Origin of the sequence: Labilibaculum sp. K2S, from assembly GCF_030372765.1 — a bacterium.
In the GTDB taxonomy this organism is placed as follows: Bacteria; Bacteroidota; Bacteroidia; order Bacteroidales; family Marinifilaceae; genus Labilibaculum.
This window is the reverse complement of record NZ_JAUCMW010000001.1, coordinates 19,141-37,183: the sequence shown is the minus strand read 5'-3', so window position 1 is coordinate 37,183 and position 18,043 is coordinate 19,141. Positions and strand designations below refer to the sequence as shown.

Genomic DNA, 18,043 nt, shown 5'->3' with positions numbered 1-18,043 from the left:
ATTGATCAATTACTGCTTCCCAAAAATAATCTGTCCCTGATTATCCAAAATTAATTTGCCATCAACAACTTCCTGAGATTGTGGATCTTTAAAACCTTTAATTAATGGCGTTTTTCCTTGAGTGGCCAATGATTTTATTTGGGCTTCGCTCAGTTTTTTATTCATAAATACAAAAGGAACAATAAACTTGCAGCCGTTTCGGTAGTTGGAACAACCATAGGCAGCATTCCCCTTTAAGAGTGTACCCGTTTTACAAACCGGGCAAGTCCATGCTTCAGCTTCCTCGGCTATAAATTCGATACTGAAATCGGGTGTTAAGCCTAGTTGTCCATTTTGCTTTTTCCCATCAATTTCGAATCCCTTAATTTTGGGCGTTATTTTTTTCAGCACCAATGCCTCAACCTGCTTGTCGGTTAATTTCTTTCCTTCAAATTCGAAAGGAATGAGAATTTTACATCCATTTCCCCAATTGGAGCATCCCCAGGCATTATTGCCTTTTAAAATCTTCCCTTCTCCGCATTTAGGACAAGTTAATTCCTTCTTGGTTGCTGGTTTTACCTTCGCTTTTTTCTTTTCTTTTTCTTTTTCCTTCTCCTCATCAATCACTTCAATTTGACTGATGTTTTTCCGCGATTTTACGTCCCAGACAATTCCTACAACCATATTTTTCAGTTCGGCCATAAACTGATTCACTTCGTAGTTGCCCAGTTCAATTTCCCGAAGTTTCTTTTCCCATTGTCCGGTTAGTTCTGCCGATTTCAGCAGTTCATTCTGAATCGTATCAATTAACTGAATGCCGGTAACGGTGGCCTCAAGTCGTTTCTTGTCTCTTTTAATGTACTTTCTTTTAAACAGAGTCTCAATAATATTCGCCCGGGTAGAAGGACGGCCAATTCCATTTTCTTTCATTAAATCCCTTAATTCGTCATCATCAACCTGTTTTCCTGCAGTTTCCATGGCACGAAGCAATGTTGCTTCCGAATAATATTTTGGAGCTTGTGTCTGCTTCTCAGCCAAATCGGGAGTATGTTCTCCGCTCTCCCCTTTTACAAAATTAGGAAGAATAACTCCATCGCCAATATTACCGTCTTTAGCATATAAAACTCGCCATCCTGGTTCCAAAATCTGTTTCCCTGTTGCTTTAAAATCTATGGTGGTCACCTTTCCCAAAACGGTGGTATTACTCACTTTACAATCTGGATAGAATACCGAAATAAACCGTCGGGTAACAATGTCGTAAACCTGTTTCTCATCATACGACAAAGTCCCCGGCACAACTCCTGTAGGAATAATGGCATGGTGATCGGTCACCTTTTTATCATCAAAAACTTTCTTCGATTTTTTAATTTTGGCTTTTAAAAGAGGTTCGGTAAATTCACTAAACGATGTTAGTTTTTGAAGTATCCCGGGGATCTTTTTATACAAATCATCTGTAAGGTAAGTTGTATCAACTCTTGGGTAAGTGGTTAGTTTCTTCTCGTACAAACTTTGAATCATTCGCAGCGTATCTTCTGCCGAAAAACCCAGTTTACGGTTACAATCTACCTGCAGTGAGGTTAAATCATATAATCTGGGGGGGAGTTCTGTTCCACTCTTTTTCTCAACAGAAACAATTTCGAATGGCTCCGAATTAATTTTATCAAGAAACTCAACTCCTTGCTCTTTTTGTTCAAACCGACCATGAGTTGCCGCAAAACTCACATCACGATAAGTGGTTTTTAGCTCCCAATAAGTTTGAGGAATAAAATTATCAATCTCTTTTTGGCGATTTACAATTAGAGCCAAGGTAGGTGTTTGTACCCGGCCTATTGAAAGTACCGACTTTCCATTCGCGTATTTTAGCGTGTAAAGTCGTGTTGCATTAATCCCCAATAACCAGTCGCCAATCGATCTTGATGATCCTGCAGCATATAATTTATCGAACTCCTTGCTGTCACGTAAATTATTAAACCCCTCGCGAATAGCCTCTTCGGTTAAAGATGAAATCCAAAGTCTTTTAACGGGAACCTTACACTTAGCTTTGTGCAAAACCCACCGTTGAATCACTTCCCCTTCTATCCCGGCATCACCGCAGTTTATCACTTCGGTAGCATTGGCAATTAACTTTTTAAGAATATCAAATTGTTTCTGAACTCCTTTATCGGGAATAACCCGAATTCCAAAACGCGGAGGAATAATTGGCAAATCATTTAAATGCCAGTATTTCCAATTTAGATCGTATTCATGAGGTTCTTTCAAGCCGCACAGATGACCAAAAGTCCACGATATTTGATATCCGTTTCCTTCGTAATATCCATCTTTTTTACTTTTGGCACCTAGTATTAGGGCAATTTCACGTGCTACACTTGGTTTCTCAGCTATACAAACTATCATGCTTTACTCCTCTTGTTTTAAGGCTATATATTCTTGAATATTTTACAAAAAATCAGATTCCTGATTCTAAGGAACCAAACAATTTATTCTGTAATATAATTTTTATTTCTTTCTTTCCCGCTTCATCCACTTTTCAACCATCATAAACAATTCCATTTTTGAAACTGGTTTCATAATAAAATCGTCCATACCTGCTTCAGCAGATTTCACATGGTCATCCGAAAAAGCATTTGCTGTCATAGCAATAATCGGCCTGTCGAACCCATTCTCCCGCAATGCAACGGTTGCCTGATAACCATCTATTATTGGCATTTGCAAATCCATAAACACCATTAGAACAGATTCTTTATTTTTCTGATAAAAATCAAGAGCCTCCCGACCATTTTTCACCCAATCGGTAGGAATATTATCCATTTCCAACAAACGGGATATAATTTTACCATTCACAAAATCGTCCTCTACCAACAGTATTCTTCCATTACCAAACTCAGGCTTTTCTTCGTCCATTATTTATATTTTCTCTGTAAATATGTATTGTTTTATCCAATTATCATATTAAATCACTAAAACAAGTATTTAAATTCGATAGAAAGAATATCATCTTCAATTGAATGGCTAAAATTAGCAGTAATTACCATTAATTTATAAGGTGCGAGCCAAATTCCTCCTCCATAACCATGGTGCCATTTACTAGAACTCTCATTATCAACCCAAACCTTGCCAAAATCATTAAAACCCAAAATACCCACTTCTCCTCCCAAGAAATAAGATTTAAAACTAGCAATCCGAAATCTCAAATCAGTGTTTTGAAATACAATATCATCTCCTGCGAATCGATCCTGACGATATCCTCTTAAATTTGATTTTAAACCTAATTTATTCGCCTGATAAAATGAATATCCACTGCTGTTATGACTGGCACCGGCGCGCAATGCCAATATTGTTCTTTGAGGTCTGCCAAAACTAACATACATTCGCATATCAGTCTCCATTTTATGAAAATTATTATCATTCCTCTCCAATCCCTTATAGTATTTCCAACTTGATGACCAATAAATTCCTCTTGAAGGAAGTACCGTATCATCCCGTGAATCCCACAAATAATTAATACTAAGCCCTAAATATCTTCTGGTATTAAAATCGGATAAAGGATTCAAATCATTGTCAGGATTGGTAAAATCGGTTACAAAACGATCCGGTGTAGCTTTCATCTCCAGCTGCTGATAAAACGAACCAATTGTAATAGAGTGCTTCTCTCCAATTTGTTGTCTTAATTGCGGATGAATAAAAAACTGAGCCATTCTGATCCTATTATAAGCATCATCATCGATTTTTGAATTTTCTGTTTCATTTCCCAATCCGTAAAAGTACCCCTGAAAATTAGGAGTATTGTAATGAATATCTGTCAGAAAATCAGTTTTTCGAAACACTTGCTTAAACTCACCGAAATATTTTAACTCTACTGATGGATATGCAAATGCATAATTAACAATGAATTTATGGAATGATCCGTATGGCTCTTTCTTAAACCCCTGATTTTTAACATTTACACCTGCTCCCAAAACCAAACCATCGTCACTAATGAAATTAAGGTTCGCTCCAGGACTTACAACATTATACTTAAATGCTTTTCTATCGTATGAATTTACTTCAGAACTTTTCCCGAATCTCTTTTTGTAAGCTCCATCTCCCTTAATACTGGTTTTTGATTTATCGTAAATAAACAGATTTTGTTTCTCTGTATCTGCCAGTTTAAACTTATCTTTTCCTTTTCCTCCGATAATCCGAAGTTTCACTCCATTCTTGTTATTTCCACTCACCTCAAACTTATCTTTTCCATCGAGTCCAAAAATTCTCACCTCATTGGTTTCATCCTTACTAAAAGTTCTGCGATACAAAAGTTCCTTTTTATTCCCCTTACTACTCAACCGATAACTTTCAACAATCAATTTTCCATTTTCAATCCAGTTGATCTCAAAACTCTCGCTATCATTCGTACCTACTATATCAACTTCTTTTGCCAAAAATTCATAAAACTCCTCTGCCAATGCTGGTAACTGATCTCTTCGAGCCTTTAGTTTTTGTGTAATTTCGTCACCCGAAATTGCATAGACTTCCCTTGGCAAACCTTTAACTGATTCTTGAATAATACTATCACTTAATTTGCTTTGAAGTTCCTTTGCCATTTCAATCCAATCATTTCTGTCCTTGGATTGTAAAAAGTTTCGATCAAAATAACGGGCATTAAAACCCAGTCCAACTACATTTTCTACAATTGAATCGAATGATTGAAATTTAGGCATAGCCCATTTTCTTCGAATCAACCAGGGAATTGCTCCATCGCTAAAGAAAAAAACTTGATCGCGGTCTCTTGGGATTGGCCTCGCAATTGTTTTGCCGCCTTTTTTGAAAGTAGCCCATCTCCACTGATCATCATGCCGATCCCAGTCATTTAAAAAAATATCGAATAAACGGGCACGCAGCACAGCTGTTTCATCGATCTGAAGGTCTGAATTTTTGAATCTCTTTTTGAGCAGCTTATCTGTTCCTAAAATATCATGGGAGTTCCCAAAATTATCCATATCAGATACATTGCCATTGGGACGCTCCTCGAAAAGGAACAGTTCATTCTTAAATCCATCCTGGTAGATTCCAAAGCGAGGATCATCGGGAACGTAAACAATTTTTGGATTGGTATGATAAACCCCAACAGCCTTTGCCATTTTGGGAATGGCTAAAGCTGCATACGGATAGGATTCTGAAATTCCATCCTGAACAATTTTGGCAACAAAGGTTCCTTCCAATCCAGGAGGAATTGCTTTCCCGGTATACTTTTCTACCGACCGTAACACATATTGTTTCCCATCTTTGGCTTCTAATCGTAAAGATCTGGTTTGCTGTCCTCCTCCTCTTTTCAAAATTTTCAGTCCGCCTTTTTCTGTTGCGATATCAAAAACCAAAACTGAGATAGGAGTAGCCCAATCTTTTCGGTAGTTCTGCCCTAAAATTTTCGTTTTTAATTTTCCATCTGTTTCATAAAACGTACTTGCAGCAACCGATATGGTACTATCCGAATAATCAATCTCTTTGTATCTGTTAATTAGATCTTCCTTAGAAGGAACATGCTTAGTATATAGTTTTTCCCGAAATGCCAAATGAGGCACTCCCTCTCCTTCAGCTCCCACCGACCAAAACTCCAGCCAAACCTCATCGTTTGAGTAAAAATTGATTCGTGAGAAACCAACCTCACGAATGGCTGCATCCATTTTATTTTTTGACACATAGTCGCTCTTGCTTCCCGAACCTGAAACAACAAAAAAGGAATCATTCTTTTTAACGAACTGCAAACTATTATCGTGAGCAGCAACAACAACAATATTGTCGTATCCCATTCCAACTTTTCGGGACATATACCTCATTTGCTTGTAAAAAGGGTAGGCAAAATCCTGCGGTGTACCAAAAAGTTTCCGATACAACTCCACAGGACCTGGAAAAGCAAAATTTCCTCCATGCTTTCCTGCACTGTACATAGGATGATGCGAAGCAAAAACAATTTTCTTATTCTTATTCCTCTTTATGGCATCATTTAATAGAATTAAAAAATCTTCATTGCTTTCCAGATCACACTCCGCCTCCGGTTTATCTCCTAAATGAAGCCACCATTGTGAATCTACAATCAGTAAAACCACTTCATCCGTTAAGTCTATCTCTACCGGGCCGGGACAACCTCCCGAAGGAAGAAAAACATCTCCCCGATCCAAATAATCCTCAATAAATGTCTCTGTATTCAGTAAAGCTTCCCAACCATGACGTCGTCCCTCGTTCCATTCTTTTTCCCCAGGAATAAAAATAAGTTCTCCTTTAAAATCCTTTATAGAACTTAACAGCTTCACTAAATCAGGATTCTCTGAGTCTATGTCCTCCATTTCATCCTCTAAATAACCCTTCGGGAAAGTGTTGCCTAAAAATACGAGTGTCCCTTTCTTCCCAACTTCATTCATTTGACCTTTTAGCATGTCGATATTTGAATCAACAACAGTAGCTTCGCCAACATCACCAATAAAAAAAATGGAATGATCGAGCAATTTGGATGCAGGAGCTTCCGGCAACTTAGTATTTTGAGCAAATACAGTGTTTATTGAAATAAAAACACCGATATATAGTAAAATCCTCTTCATCGCATTATCAAAATTAAGATACAATTACATTCATTAATTGCAATTTATTTATGGTAGCTGAACCTGTAAATATTCGCAGCTCTACCTTTTCCTTCATTAGAAATATACATAGTCCCGTCAGGAGAAAAACAGATTCCTTCCGGCTGTCTGAACCTCTTACGTTTCAATTTCACAATAGCCAAAACATCGCCTTCCGGATTAAGCACCAGCAGTAATTTACCAACGGATCCTAACACATACAAGTTATTGGTAATAGGATGCATTGCCACCGCCGATGGTTGAAATGTAAAATCTCCTTGTGATGGATTAATGCTTTCCAACAATGTCATTGAAAAACTTGTATATCCGTCAAAATCAAGAATTTTCCTTATTTGTTCCTGATCAATTAAAAAAGCAGGAGAATCGGACAACTTATTCGTATTGAGTGAATACTTATAAATTGCTCTTTTCCCTTTAAAATTATTATTAATGCCCGGATTTCCTTTGCATGCAATAAGAAGACTATTACTTATCGGATCGAAACCCAAACCTTCTGTATCGTTTCCTGCATTTAACTGTGTTTTCGTTTTCACGGATAAAATATCCTCATTTTTCATATGATCAACTGTAAAAATGTTTCCATCTGACCGCAATACAAAAACCTGATCGCCTACCACTTCTATGCCTTCATAATCTCCCGATTTACCAAACACATATTTTTTTGTAATCTCTCTCTTCTTTAAACTGTACTTGTAAATAGTTCCTTTCTCATCGTTCACACAAAGCAAACTGTGATTATTATAATAAGATAATCCAGAAATCTCCCTTAACTCATCTTTCAAATCATATTTCTCATCAGCATCCATTATAGAGTAAGGAAATTGATAGGTAGAATCCAATTCATACACCATCTTTAAATCAGTAGATTTCTCCTTACACGATTCAAAAAAGACTAGAAAACTTAGAAGAACAACATCGAATATTAAAAATCTGTTCATTATTTGAGAGTATCTTTTGCGGATTTAATTAGGAATCTAAAATTACATAAATAAGGTTCAATTCCCAACAAAAAAGAGGGAACCAAGGCATTATTATAAGATTTTCAAATCGTTTTCCACTATAATGACTATATTTATTCATTGCAATTTCATTTAATCAACATTAGAAAAAAGAAGAGAAATGAATATCATCCATGAAGCGGAAACATTTGTTACTAATTTAATCGAAAGTACCCACCAACCGATCTATACCTATCACAATTTGGAACACACTCAAAATGTGGTTAAACAGGCAAAAAAAATTGGTTTGGAAACAGGATTATCTCCCGACGAAATGGAAATTCTCATTTTAGCAGCCTGGTTTCATGACACCGGTTACTATGAAAATTTTGCTGAACATGAAGAAATAAGTGCTGCGTATGCGATAAAATTTCTCGAAGAAAAAAATTACCCTGAAGAAAAAATCAAACAAATAACTAAAGCTATTTTTCACACAAAGATGCCACATCTTCCTTGTGATGAAAAAGTATGTAATGTGCTTTGTGATGCCGACCTGCACCACTTATCGACAAAGAATTACATAAAAACATCCGAAAAGCTGAGAGAAGAAAGAAGTGGAATTCTTCATCACGACATTCATCCTAAATTGTATTGGGAAGAAACCTTACGTTTTTTAAAAGATCATCATTATCATACCAGTTACGGCAAAAAAACTTTGTCTAAAAAGAAAGAGGTGAATTATCAAAAGGTAGTTGAGAAAGTCGCTGGTTTTCAGACTAAAGAAATAAAGAAACTTACCGAAATGGTAAGCAAACTGGAGCAGCAAAACACAAAGCTAAAAACTCCGCAACGTGGCATTGAAACCATGTTTAAGGTAACTTCAAGAAATCAGATTAATTTAAGCTCCATTGCCGATAAAAAAGCCAATTTAATGATTTCTGTCAATTCAATCATCATCTCTGCAATCTTCTTTATTTTCAAAAATATAATGGATGTTCCTCATTTCATTATCCCTTGTATTATTCTTTTGATAGTATGTTTGTTCACCATTACTTATTCTGTATTGGCAACCCGGCCTATTGTTACATCAGGAACATTCTCGCAGGAAGACATCAAAAAGAAGAGAGTAAATTTGATGTTTTTTGGAAATTTCCACAAAATGGCTCTTACCGATTATTCAGACGCATTAAAAGGAATGATGTCGGATTACGATGACCTGTACGATAGTTTAATAAGAGACCAGTATTTTCTGGGGAAAGTTTTGGGTAGAAAATATCGTTTTTTACGAATTTCTTATACCATATTTATGTTTGGCCTCATCTTTTCTGTTCTAACATTTATTCTGGCTGCAATTTACCAGCCTATGGTTTGGTAAATTTTTCTTGCAAAATAATCCCTGAAAAGAAATACATAAGCTAACTTTACGGCATCATGTTTTTTTACTTGTGAACGCTTATGAACTTATTTTATACACCAGATATCCAGAATCAATTTTATCAATTGGATGAGATTGAATCAAAACACTGCATTAGAGTACTTCGGTTAAAAGAAGAAGATATTATTCATCTGATTGATGGTAAAGGCTCTCTTTACAAAGCAAAAATAATTGATGCTCATCCTAAAAGATGCACTGTTGAATGTATTGAAACTCAAACGGAATTTGGGAAACTGAATTACAAGTTACACATTGCTCTGGCGCCTACAAAAAATATGGATAGAACAGAATGGTTCATGGAAAAATGTACCGAAATTGGTATTCATGAATTCACTCCTCTCCTATGTCAGCACTCCGAGAGGAAAGTAGTGAAACATGAACGTTTGTTCAAAGTAATTACCTCTGCGGTTAAACAATCGCTTAAAGCTTACCATCCAATTTTAAATGAACAAACCAAATTTTCCGATTTGGTAACTTCCCCATTCGATGGAGAAAAATACATAGCCCATTGCAATGAAGGTGAAAAAATTCATCTAAAAAACCTTTATCAGGCAAAACAAAATGCATTAATCTTAATTGGCCCCGAAGGAGATTTCAGTATTGAAGAAGTAAATCTGGCTAAAGAAAATGGCTTTAAAGAGATCAGTCTGGGAAAAAGCCGTTTGAGAACAGAAACTGCTGGAGTTGTAGCGTGTAGTATCATTAGTTTAGAAAACCAATAATAATTTGATGAGTAAAATAATTCATATCGCATTTTTTTTGCTCATTAGTTTGTGCTCCTTTTCACAAAACACAACGGTTCGAATTGGGTTACTTAAATACAATGGCGGTGGTGACTGGTACGCAAATCCAGGATCATTACCCAATCTCATCGAATTTTGCAATCACAATAACATTGCAAGCATCTATAAAGATGCCAACACTGTTGAAGTGGGAAGTCCGGAGCTATTCTCCTATCCATTTGTTCACTTAACAGGACACGGAAATATTGTTTTGAACAATCAGGAAGTTACAAATTTAAGGAAGTATCTTGAAGGTGGAGGCTTTCTTCATGTTGATGACAATTATGGCTTAAATGCCTATTTCAGACGCGAGATAAAAAAGGTGTTTCCGAACGAAGAACTGATTGAGTTACCCTTTTCTCATCCAATTTATCATCAAGTGTACGAATTCCCAAACGGACTACCGAAAATACATGAACACGATGGGAAACCTCCTCAGGGCTTTGGTATTTTTCACAAAGGCAGATTGGTTTGTTTTTACACTTACGAAACCGATTTAGGTGATGGCTGGGAAGATCCTTCTGTTCACAACGATACAGAAATCAATCATCAAAAAGCACTAAAGATGGGTGCAAATATTATTTCTTACTCCTTCAGTAATTAGAATTATTCTTAATTACCTTATTCTCTTCCCATGAACGAATCTTCCTCCTCTTTTGGTTTGAATTTTCCTTAACAAAATGATATCTTATACTGATATTACATTGTTTTCAGTTACTTAAGATATTTACTATGGCAAAAACAACGAAAGGAATTATTGGAATTCTAACAGGTGGTGGTGATGTTCCCGGGTTAAATCCCGCTATTCGTGCTGTCACCATTAGAGCAATTCGAGAAGGTTATCAGGTAATCGGCATTCGTAAAGGATGGAGAGGCTTAATAGATATTGTACGTGATAAAAAAGCAGATAACAGTGAAAACTTTATTACTCTAACCGAAGAACTGGTAAACAAAGTAGGTAGAACCGGTGGCACATTTCTTCACACTTCCAGAGTAAATCCTTCAAAAACTTCAAGAGATAGAATTCCAACTCATCTAAAAGAAAAATACAATAATGATGTTAATGATTTAACAGAAGAAGTTCTTGCCAATTTGGGTTTTCTGAACATTGACTATTTAATTCCAATTGGAGGCGACGACACGTTAAGTTATGGGGTTCGTTTATACAAGGAAGGTTTTAAAGTAATCGCCATTCCCAAAACAATGGATAACGATGTTCCTGGTACTGATTACTGTATTGGATTTAGTACTTGTATTACACGTACTATTTCTTTAACTCACAGCCTAAGAACATCTGCCGGATCGCATGAAAGATTACTTGTATTGGAAGTTTTTGGCCGTTACGCAGGATTCACAGCAATTCTGCCAACACTTGCAGGTGCCGCAAATAGATGCGTAATTCCGGAACACAATTTTGACATGGAACGACTCACTGAGTTAATGATACAGGATCGCTTCTCGAATCCAAGTCATTATTCGGTTGTGTTAATTTCTGAAGGAGCAAGTTTCTTGGGCGAGGATATGATTTTTCAGGATGATATTCGGGATGATTACGGACATAGAAAATTAGGTGGCATTGGTGACCGCGTGTCCGAACATCTAAAACTGTTATCTCCTAAATTCAATAATTCCAAACCAATTAACGTGATCAATCAAAAATTAGGATACATGGTTCGTTGTGGCGATCCTGATGCTATTGATTCAATAGTTCCTATGGCATTTGGAAATCTGGCATTGGATTTAATCATTAAAGGAGTTCATGGCAGATTAATAACACTCCGCAATGGAAGATATGATAATGCTCCGATAGATATTGTAACCAGTTCTAAAAAATTGGTAGATGTTGACCGATATTACAATGTTGATAGATTAAGACCAAAATACAACAGCTTCGAAATGCAGCCATTATTTTTAATGACCGGATTGTAAGAAAAAAATGTTTAGTATATTTGAGAAACCTTTCCCTAGCGAAAGGTTTCTGCTTCTATTAGAATATCCAAACCATTTTTTGAATCCACTTCAGAATTTATTTTTTCACTATTAATTTTATTATGCTGGAATATAACATTTTAGGCATTCAATTACTTGAATGGATTGGCTATGCTGCCTCGGTATTGGTTTTGATTTCTTTAACAATGACCTCAATTGTAAAATTGAGATGGTACAATTTGACTGGAGCTATTCTTTTTTCTGCTTACGGATTTCTAATTGGCTCCTTACCTGTTGGAATCATGAATTTTCTTATTGTTTGCGCAAACCTGTACAATCTGCAAAAAATGTATAAGCGAAAAGAAGACTTTAAAATCATTGAAATAAAAGAAAATGACGAGCTGTTAACGCATTTTCTTGACTTTTATAAAAAGGACATTAAGTGTTTCTTTCCGGATTATAAAATGGAAAAAGGCCAATTAGGAATGTTTGTACTAAGAGATATGGCAGTTGCAGGAATTTTTATCGGATCTAAAGATCAAACAGAACTAAGAATTGAATTGGATTATGCATTACCTCAGTACCGCGACTTTAAAGTTGGTGCTTATTTGTACAATCAATTAAGTGATATTTTACACAAACACGATATCAATTCCGTTTATTTCGACACGGGAATGAATCTAAAATATATGGAGAAAATGGGATTCGAAGCATCCAATAAAGATGGCAATTCCATCATGCAAAAATCACTAAAAAAATCCTCTTAATAACGTAAGCCCAAATGTTAAAATATAACATTTGGGCTTTTTTTATTCTTCTAATTTACCGGCATCTTCGGAGCCATTATCTTTTTTTCGTCCTGCTTCATTCAAGGCTTTATTCAAAATCCATTCAATTTGTCCATTCGTACTACGAAATTCATCAACAGCCCACTTTTCCAACTTTTTGTACATCTCAGGATCAAGACGCAGAACAAATGATTTCTTTTTTGCCATAGTTAATCAATTATTGATACAAAGTTCCGGTATTTACAACAGGAGTTACATCTTTATCGGAACAAAGCACTACCATCAAATTACTAACCATTGTTGCTTTTTTATCCTCATCAAGATCAACAATGTTTTTTTGTGCCAATTGGTCCAATGCCATATCAACCATGCTAACAGCACCTTCAACAATTTTAAAACGTGCAGCAACCACTGCCGTTGCCTGCTGACGGCGCAACATTGCTCCGGCAATTTCAGAAGCGTACGCAAGATAGTTAATTCTTGCTTCCATCACTTCTATTCCGGCTATTTCCAATCGATCTGTCAATTCACTTTCCAATAATTCACTTACATTATTTCCTCCCGAACGCAATGTAATTTCAGCCTGTTCATCCTCAAAATTATCGTACGGATACGATCCTGCCATATGTCGAATAGCAGCCTCAGACTGAATACTCACAAAATGCTCAAAGTTATCTACATCAAAAGCAGCTTTGTAAGTATCTCTTACTCTCCAAACCAAAACAACTCCAATCATAATTGGGTTTCCAATTTTGTCATTTACCTTTATAGGATCACTATCCAGATTTCGGGCTCTCAAACTCACTTTCTTTTTTACCATAAATGGATTTACCCAAAAGAAACCATTAGTCATTATGGTTCCTTTATATGCTCCAAACAGCACCAAAACAGAGGTCTCATTTGGATTAACGATTGTAAACCCAGGGATAAAAGCTATTATCAAAGGAATAAAAATAACGAAAAATGGGTTCCTTACCATTACCAATCCTACTATGCCTATTACCAGCATAGCCAGAACAATGAAAACCATTAAAAATCCTGGTTTTGCAGAATAACTCTTTTCTTCTCTCATAATAATTTAATTTGATATCATTTTGATATCAAATATACATCTTTATTTAGAAATTGGAAATTTTAGAACAAAAAAAAACCGGAGTACAAATACTCCGGCTATTTCTTAGTTTAATGCTATTTCTGCAATATCTGGAAATTTCAGATTCACATTTTTCGTGGACTGACGAAATCCCAAAATACGATGAAGAAGATTTGATTGAGACTTCACTTTGAATCTGTCCAGATATTCAACTAGTTCAACAGATTCGAAAACATCAGAATTTGCAATCCGATCCATTAGTGAAATCATTTCTTGTCCTGTATTTTTACGGTCTAAATTTAAAAGAGTATAAACATCATTCATAGGCAAATAATATTTCTATTTTCCTATTAACGCTTAAAATTTCAATTTAGTATTTCACTTTAAAAAAGACTGAAAAACTTACATTCCTCAGTCAATTCATTTTAATAAAAACATTCAGGTACTAAAAAGTAAGACTCATATTTCTTTCTTCAATTGTTTTCCGCATGTTGATTAATGCATATCTCATCCGCCCCAGAGCGGTATTGATACTAACATCAGTATGTTCGGCAATCTCCTTGAAACTTAAACCTTTATAATGCCTCAAAATAACAACTTCCCTTTGATCCTCAGGAAGTTCATCAACCAATTTGCGAACATCATCATGAATCTGATTTTGAATAAGTTCATCTTCATAGTTTCCTTCACAATATTTGGAAGAATTGAAAATATCCAATTCATAATCATCTTTAGAAAAAGTATTGTTCTGCTTCTCCTTTCTAAAATGATCAATAATTAAATTGTGAGCTATTCGCAGCACCCAAGCCAAAAATTTCCCATTGTCTTGATATTTCCCCATACGGAGCGATCGGATTACCTTAATAAAGGTATCCTGAAATAAATCTTCGGAAAGCTGATGATTTTTTACGATTAGATAGATATACGTATATACTCTGTCCCTATGTCGGGTTACTAGAGTATCAATACTATCATCATTACCATCAATGAATTGCTTAACGAGATCATAATCAGTAGGATTAATCTTTCTCAATTTCACAGCTATTTAATAAAACAGTGTAAAAATTATTCTATAAGCAATGTCTCCTTTATTATTGATGGTTAATAAATATCCTTAATAACATGCAATAAACTAATTTTTGATGAGATTTGAAAATGTTTAGAAGTTAAATATCTTTGTAGATTCGATTTTAGTAAACATACACGAAACCTAATCTGGGATCGAATTACAAATATGGCGGACAAGAATTCAGAAAAATACATTTATATAAAAGGGGCAAAAGTTCATAATCTAAAGAACATCGACCTTAAGATTCCCAGAAATAAGTTTATTGTAATCACAGGGCTTTCTGGATCAGGGAAATCATCATTGGCATTTGATACACTTTACGCTGAAGGGCAACGAAGGTATGTGGAGAGCTTATCGTCCTATGCAAGACAATTTTTAGGACGGATTGACAAGCCTGAGGTTGATTTTATTAAAGGAATACCTCCTGCCATCGCAATTGAACAGAAGGTAAATACCCGTAATCCGCGCTCAACTGTTGGTACTTCAACCGAGATTTACGATTATCTTAAACTTCTTTTCGCAAGAATAGGGAGAACATACTCACCCATTTCAAATACCCGCGTAAAGAGGCACTCTATTACTGATGTTGTGAAGTATATACTTAGTCAGAAAGAAGGTGTTCCGGTCATGATTTTAGCGGAAATGCACAATGGCGACCGAAGTAAAAAAGAGCAGTTGGAAGTTTTATCTCAACAAGGGTTTTCAAGAGTAGAAAGTAAAGGTGAAATCCATAAGATTTTTGAAGTAATTGAAAATCCTGATCTTCTTCAAAAAAATGTGCCGATTCATATCGTTATTGACAGAATAAGGGTCTCTTCAGATGAGGATACTCAGAATAGAATAGCTGATTCTCTGCAAACAGCATTTTACGAAGGAAAAGGAGAATGTTTGCTTTCTATTGATGGCAGTACAGATTACCAATCTTTCTCGAATCGTTTCGAGGCAGATGGAATCATATTTGAAGATCCCAATGTTCACACATTCAGCTTCAATAATCCACTTGGTGCGTGTCCAACCTGCGAAGGCTTTGGAAAGGTAATTGGTATTGATGAGGATCTGGTTATTCCTAACAAAACACTTAGCATCTACGACGATGCTGTTGTTTGCTGGAAGGGTGAAAAAATGCAGGAATGGAAAAATAAATTAATCTATTCTGCCGATAAGTTTGATTTTCCCATACATCGCTCCTATTTTGAATTAAGTGAAGAAGAAAAACTTTTACTATGGACCGGCAACAAGCACTTTAAAGGTTTAAATGATTTTTTCAAATATCTGGAAGCAAAACAATATAAGATTCAATACCGGGTCATGTTATCTCGCTACAGAGGAAAAACAGTTTGTCCCGACTGTAGAGGAACCCGGTTAAAAAAAGAGGCCGGCTATGTAAAAGTGAATGATAAAAACATTCAGGACTTGGTGTTAATGCCATTGAATGAGCTCAACGATTTTTTTCAGAATTTAAATTTGGATAAAACCGATGAGAAAATAGCCAGTCGCTTACTTGTAGATATTAAAAACCGCATTAATTTTCTATCGGATGTTGGATTGGGTTACCTAACTCTTAATCGATTGTCCAGCAGTCTGTCCGGCGGAGAATCGCAACGAATTAATTTAGCAACGTCATTAGGGAGCAGCCTTGTTGGTTCCCTTTACATTCTGGATGAACCAAGTATCGGACTTCATTCGCGGGACACCGAATTGCTCATTAAAGTTTTGAGGGAATTGCGCGATTTGGGAAATACGGTTATCGTTGTTGAGCACGATGAAGATATTATTTTGGCTGCTGATGAACTTATCGATATCGGGCCATATGCCGGCCGGCTTGGCGGAGAAGTCGTATTCCAAGGAAATCTTAATCAATTACAAGAGTCTTCGGAAAGTTTAACTTCTCAATACATATCCCGAAAAATGATGATTCCTGTGCCTGCCACACGAAAAAAATGGAATAATTACATTGAAATAATTGGTGCAAGAGAAAATAATCTAAAAGGCTTAAATATTAAATTTCCTTTAAATATCATGTCAGTAATTACCGGCGTGAGTGGATCCGGAAAATCTTCTTTGGTAAAGACAATCTTGTATCCCGCATTAAAGAAACATTACGGTGGGTACTCTGATAAAAGTGGCCATTTTGATGCTCTTAAAGGCGATCTTCATCTTATTAAAGATATCGAGTTTGTCGATCAAAATCCAATTGGAAAATCATCCCGATCGAATCCTGTTACCTACTTAAAGGCATATGACGAGATCCGAAAACTATTCGCCGATCAAAAAGCATCACGGTATAGTGGTTTTAAACCTTCACATTTTTCCTTTAATATTGATGGAGGCAGATGTGATGAATGTCAGGGGGAAGGAATAATTAAGGTTGAAATGCAGTTTATGGCTGATATTTACCTGCAATGCGAAAGTTGCCAGGGAAAAAGATTCAAAGATGATATTTTGCAAATTCGATACAATCAAAAAAACATCCATGACGTATTGGAAATGACTGTAAACGAATCGGTTGAATTCTTTTCTAAAGGTAAGAGCACAACAGAAAAGAAAATTGTTCAGCGATTACAACCACTGGTTGATGTAGGATTAGGTTACGTGAAATTAGGGCAATCATCAAGCACTTTAAGTGGTGGTGAGAGTCAAAGAGTAAAACTAGCTTCTTTTTTAGCGAAAGAAAAAGCCGAACCTTGCCTGTTTGTTTTTGATGAACCGACAACCGGATTGCATTTTCATGATATTCATAAATTAATGGATGCATTTAATGCCCTTATATCAAGAGGACATACGCTAATTATTATTGAACACAATATGGAAATTATTAAATGTGCCGATTGGTTAATTGATTTAGGACCTGAAGGTGGAATTAATGGAGGACAGATTGTTTTTGAGGGAATTCCCGAAGATGCTATTCATTGTTCAGAGTCCTATACAGGGCAATATTTAAAAGAAAAACTAACTAAAATAGGTTCCTAAAAGGAACCTATTTCTTTATAATTTCATCCCAAATAAAATGGAAACACAACCGTTTTCCAATTCTAAACCAGGGTTTTCCTCTTCCACAAAATCCAAAGATATGATTAGTGTTTTAGCCTCATCCAATTCGAAATCAAAAAAATCAGTGTAATTACTTTCCTCGTTATCAAAAATCAGATTCAGATCCGAGTCGGTAATTTTAAAATGTATTGTTGGCATATTATCTTCACAACCAACTACTATACGATATTTTTGTCCGCTAAAAAAGGCTTTATGTAATTCAACTTCCTCGTCTTGATTTAGTACTACACCATTGTAATTACCATCATGAATATAATTTTCAAGTTTAGGTTTACAATGTTCTTTTGCAAAATCCCTGCACTGAGAAAATACAAGATTAACAGAAAAGTAAAATACAAGTAAGGCCGACAGTAAATAATACTTCATAT

General features: G+C 35.7%; 15 protein-coding genes. 6 read left to right on the top strand and 9 right to left on the bottom strand.

The genetic code is table 11. The annotated features are described in order from the left end of the window. Positions 1–9: 9 nt before the first annotated feature. The 4 genes from QUH73_RS00170 to QUH73_RS00155 form a co-directional block, all read right to left on the bottom strand. Positions 10–2,373, bottom strand: coding sequence for a type IA DNA topoisomerase (locus tag QUH73_RS00170; RefSeq protein WP_289528416.1), 2,364 nt, complete (start codon positions 2,371–2,373; stop codon positions 10–12). Positions 2,374–2,475: 102 nt separating this feature from the next. Continuing rightward, positions 2,476–2,880: a response regulator gene (locus tag QUH73_RS00165; protein ID WP_289528415.1), complete on the bottom strand. Its 405-nt coding sequence runs from the start codon at positions 2,878–2,880 to the stop codon at positions 2,476–2,478. A 56-nt stretch (positions 2,881–2,936) separates the two neighbouring features. Further along, complete coding sequence (locus QUH73_RS00160; protein ID WP_289528414.1) at positions 2,937–6,551, bottom strand: BamA/TamA family outer membrane protein; 3,615 nt, start codon at positions 6,549–6,551, stop codon at positions 2,937–2,939. Between the two features lie 44 nt (positions 6,552–6,595). Continuing rightward, positions 6,596–7,528, bottom strand: coding sequence for an SdiA-regulated domain-containing protein (locus tag QUH73_RS00155; RefSeq protein WP_289528413.1), 933 nt, complete (start codon positions 7,526–7,528; stop codon positions 6,596–6,598). A gap of 181 nt (positions 7,529–7,709) precedes the next feature. Here QUH73_RS00155 and QUH73_RS00150 point away from each other — a divergent pair, with 181 nt between their 5' ends. From QUH73_RS00150 to QUH73_RS00130, 5 genes are all read left to right on the top strand, one after another. Next, positions 7,710–8,903 carry a Pycsar system effector family protein gene (locus QUH73_RS00150; protein WP_289528412.1) on the top strand — a complete coding sequence of 398 codons (1,194 nt, stop codon included), beginning with the start codon at positions 7,710–7,712 and terminating at the stop codon, positions 8,901–8,903. Between the two features lie 80 nt (positions 8,904–8,983). Beyond that, entirely contained in the window at positions 8,984–9,685 is a 702-nt protein-coding gene (locus QUH73_RS00145; protein ID WP_289528411.1) for a 16S rRNA (uracil(1498)-N(3))-methyltransferase, read from the top strand. Between the two features lie 7 nt (positions 9,686–9,692). Then, entirely contained in the window at positions 9,693–10,349 is a 657-nt protein-coding gene (locus QUH73_RS00140; protein WP_289528410.1) for a DUF4159 domain-containing protein, read from the top strand. A gap of 128 nt (positions 10,350–10,477) precedes the next feature. Next, entirely contained in the window at positions 10,478–11,674 is a 1,197-nt protein-coding gene (locus QUH73_RS00135; RefSeq protein ID WP_289528409.1) for a 6-phosphofructokinase, read from the top strand. A 122-nt stretch (positions 11,675–11,796) separates the two neighbouring features. Then, complete coding sequence (locus QUH73_RS00130) at positions 11,797–12,441, top strand: hypothetical protein (protein WP_289528408.1); 645 nt, start codon at positions 11,797–11,799, stop codon at positions 12,439–12,441. Between the two features lie 42 nt (positions 12,442–12,483). On the opposite strand, the gene QUH73_RS00125 is transcribed toward QUH73_RS00130, so the two are convergent. The 4 genes from QUH73_RS00125 to QUH73_RS00110 form a co-directional block, all read right to left on the bottom strand. After that, positions 12,484–12,669, bottom strand: a complete 186-nt coding sequence (locus QUH73_RS00125) for an Arc family DNA-binding protein (RefSeq protein WP_289528407.1) — start codon at positions 12,667–12,669, stop codon at positions 12,484–12,486. Positions 12,670–12,679: 10 nt separating this feature from the next. Then, positions 12,680–13,534, bottom strand: a complete 855-nt coding sequence (locus QUH73_RS00120) for an SPFH domain-containing protein (RefSeq protein WP_289528406.1) — start codon at positions 13,532–13,534, stop codon at positions 12,680–12,682. A 105-nt stretch (positions 13,535–13,639) separates the two neighbouring features. Next, complete coding sequence (locus QUH73_RS00115) at positions 13,640–13,879, bottom strand: hypothetical protein (protein ID WP_289528405.1); 240 nt, start codon at positions 13,877–13,879, stop codon at positions 13,640–13,642. A 121-nt stretch (positions 13,880–14,000) separates the two neighbouring features. Continuing rightward, the gene (locus QUH73_RS00110; protein WP_442913359.1) at positions 14,001–14,588 is read right to left on the bottom strand and encodes an RNA polymerase sigma factor; all 588 of its coding nucleotides are present in this window, start codon (positions 14,586–14,588) and stop codon (positions 14,001–14,003) included. A gap of 201 nt (positions 14,589–14,789) precedes the next feature. On the opposite strand from QUH73_RS00110, the gene uvrA reads away from it, so the two are divergent. Then, positions 14,790–17,594 (top strand): excinuclease ABC subunit UvrA, encoded by a 2,805-nt coding sequence (gene uvrA / locus QUH73_RS00105; protein WP_289528403.1) that lies wholly within the window; start codon positions 14,790–14,792, stop codon positions 17,592–17,594. Between the two features lie 15 nt (positions 17,595–17,609). Here uvrA and QUH73_RS00100 read toward each other — a convergent pair whose 3' ends face one another. Beyond that, the gene (locus QUH73_RS00100; protein WP_289528402.1) at positions 17,610–18,041 is read right to left on the bottom strand and encodes a hypothetical protein; all 432 of its coding nucleotides are present in this window, start codon (positions 18,039–18,041) and stop codon (positions 17,610–17,612) included. Positions 18,042–18,043 lie beyond the last annotated feature (2 nt).

Excerpts from the sequence above, each read along its gene's own strand:
- QUH73_RS00170 (WP_289528416.1), bottom strand. The coding sequence starts at position 2,373 with ATGATAGTTTGTATAGCTGAGAAACCAAGTGTAGCACGTGAAATTGCC.
- QUH73_RS00165 (WP_289528415.1), bottom strand. The coding sequence starts at position 2,880 with ATGGACGAAGAAAAGCCTGAGTTTGGTAATGGAAGAATACTGTTGGTA.
- QUH73_RS00160 (WP_289528414.1), bottom strand. The coding sequence starts at position 6,551 with ATGAAGAGGATTTTACTATATATCGGTGTTTTTATTTCAATAAACACT.
- QUH73_RS00155 (WP_289528413.1), bottom strand. The coding sequence starts at position 7,528 with ATGAACAGATTTTTAATATTCGATGTTGTTCTTCTAAGTTTTCTAGTC.
- QUH73_RS00150 (WP_289528412.1), top strand. The coding sequence starts at position 7,710 with ATGAATATCATCCATGAAGCGGAAACATTTGTTACTAATTTAATCGAA.
- QUH73_RS00145 (WP_289528411.1), top strand. The coding sequence starts at position 8,984 with ATGAACTTATTTTATACACCAGATATCCAGAATCAATTTTATCAATTG.
- QUH73_RS00140 (WP_289528410.1), top strand. The coding sequence starts at position 9,693 with ATGAGTAAAATAATTCATATCGCATTTTTTTTGCTCATTAGTTTGTGC.
- QUH73_RS00135 (WP_289528409.1), top strand. The coding sequence starts at position 10,478 with ATGGCAAAAACAACGAAAGGAATTATTGGAATTCTAACAGGTGGTGGT.
- QUH73_RS00130 (WP_289528408.1), top strand. The coding sequence starts at position 11,797 with ATGCTGGAATATAACATTTTAGGCATTCAATTACTTGAATGGATTGGC.
- QUH73_RS00125 (WP_289528407.1), bottom strand. The coding sequence starts at position 12,669 with ATGGCAAAAAAGAAATCATTTGTTCTGCGTCTTGATCCTGAGATGTAC.
- QUH73_RS00120 (WP_289528406.1), bottom strand. The coding sequence starts at position 13,534 with ATGAGAGAAGAAAAGAGTTATTCTGCAAAACCAGGATTTTTAATGGTT.
- QUH73_RS00115 (WP_289528405.1), bottom strand. The coding sequence starts at position 13,879 with ATGAATGATGTTTATACTCTTTTAAATTTAGACCGTAAAAATACAGGA.
- uvrA (WP_289528403.1), top strand. The coding sequence starts at position 14,790 with ATGGCGGACAAGAATTCAGAAAAATACATTTATATAAAAGGGGCAAAA.
- QUH73_RS00100 (WP_289528402.1), bottom strand. The coding sequence starts at position 18,041 with ATGAAGTATTATTTACTGTCGGCCTTACTTGTATTTTACTTTTCTGTT.